Origin of the sequence: Microbispora sp. NPDC049125 (genome assembly GCF_040802045.1) — a bacterium.
Classification (GTDB): domain Bacteria; phylum Actinomycetota; class Actinomycetes; order Streptosporangiales; family Streptosporangiaceae; genus Microbispora.
The window spans coordinates 1-1,379 of sequence record NZ_JBEZDW010000121.1; the positions used below are offsets into that span (position 1 = coordinate 1).

Sequence of the window (1,379 nt, forward strand, 5' to 3'; positions counted from 1 at the left end):
CTAGTGCCATACGCCTGAAATTCGTCGGATAAATACTTATCCTGATGCGTATGGGGAATCCGGGCCCGTCCGCGGTACCGATCGAGTTGACCGATGCTGAACGGGCTTGGCTGCATGGCCTCACAGCGGGGACGTCAGAGCTGGCGAGCCGAGCGAAGATCGTAGTGGCCTGTGCCGAGTCCGGGGCCAGCAATGCGCAGGTGGCACGGGATCTCGGTATGAGCGTGGCGACGGTCCGCCGGTGGCGGACCGCCTATGCCCAAGGGGGAAGGAACGCCCTGCTCGACAGGCCCCGGACGGGGCGGCCAAAGGCCGGGTTGACGCTGACCGACGCCGAACGCGCCACTCTGCAACGATGGGCGCGGCGCAGTAAATCCTCGCAAGTCCTGGCGATGCGCTCGAAGATCGTGCTGGCGTGCGCGGATGGCAAGGACAACAAGCAGATCGCCCAGCAGTTGCGGGTCCACCCCGACACGGTGTCCAAGTGGCGCAACCGGTTCGTCAAGCTGCGCCTTGATGGGCTCATAGACGAACAGCGGCCTGGCCGGCCACCGTCCGTCACCCTTGACCAGGTCGAGCGGGTCGTAGTGGACACGTTGGAAAGGGCGCCCAAAGACGCCACGCACTGGTCCCGGGCATCGATGGCTCGTCGCAGCGGACTGTCGAAGTCCACGATCGGCCGGATCTGGCGGGACTTCGGGCTAAAACCCCACCAGGCCGAGACTTTCAAGCTCTCGACCGATCCGCTGTTTGTGGAGAAGGTCGTCGATGTCGTGGGGCTTTATCACAATCCGCCTGAGCGGGCGGTGGTGCTCTGCGTGGACGAGAAGTCCCAGATCCAAGCCCTGGACCGGTCGCAACCGGTGCTGCCGATGATGCCGGGCATGCCCGAGCGGCGTACCCACGATTACGTCCGCAACGGGATCACGAGCCTGTTCGCAGCGTTCAACGTCGCAGACGGCACCGTCATCGGTGAGCTGCACCGCCAGCACCGCGCCGCCGAGTTCAAGAAGTTTCTGATCACGATCGACAAGACGGTTCCCACCGAGTTGGACGTCCACCTGATCTGCGACAACTACGGCACTCACAAAACTCCGGCGATCAAGGCGTGGCTGGCCCGCCATCCGCGGTTCCACATGCACTTCACCCCGACCGGCTCCTCCTGGATCAACCAGGTGGAGCGGTGGTTCGGGTTCCTGACCGATCAGCTCATCCGGCGCGGAGTGCACAAGAGCGTCCAGTCCCTGGAGAAGGACATCCGCGACTGGATCGCTCAGTGGAACGACAACCCTCGGCCGTTCGTATGGAAGAAGACCGCAGAGGAGATCCTCGAATCCCTCGCACGATATTGCCGACGAATTTCAGGCGCAGGACACTAG

Annotated in this window: 1 protein-coding gene; it reads left to right on the forward strand. The window is 63.5% G+C overall.

The features are described from left to right. Positions 1–50: 50 nt before the first annotated feature. Positions 51–1,379: an IS630 family transposase gene (locus AB0B72_RS40265; RefSeq protein ID WP_367745069.1), complete on the forward strand. Its 1,329-nt coding sequence runs from the start codon at positions 51–53 to the stop codon at positions 1,377–1,379.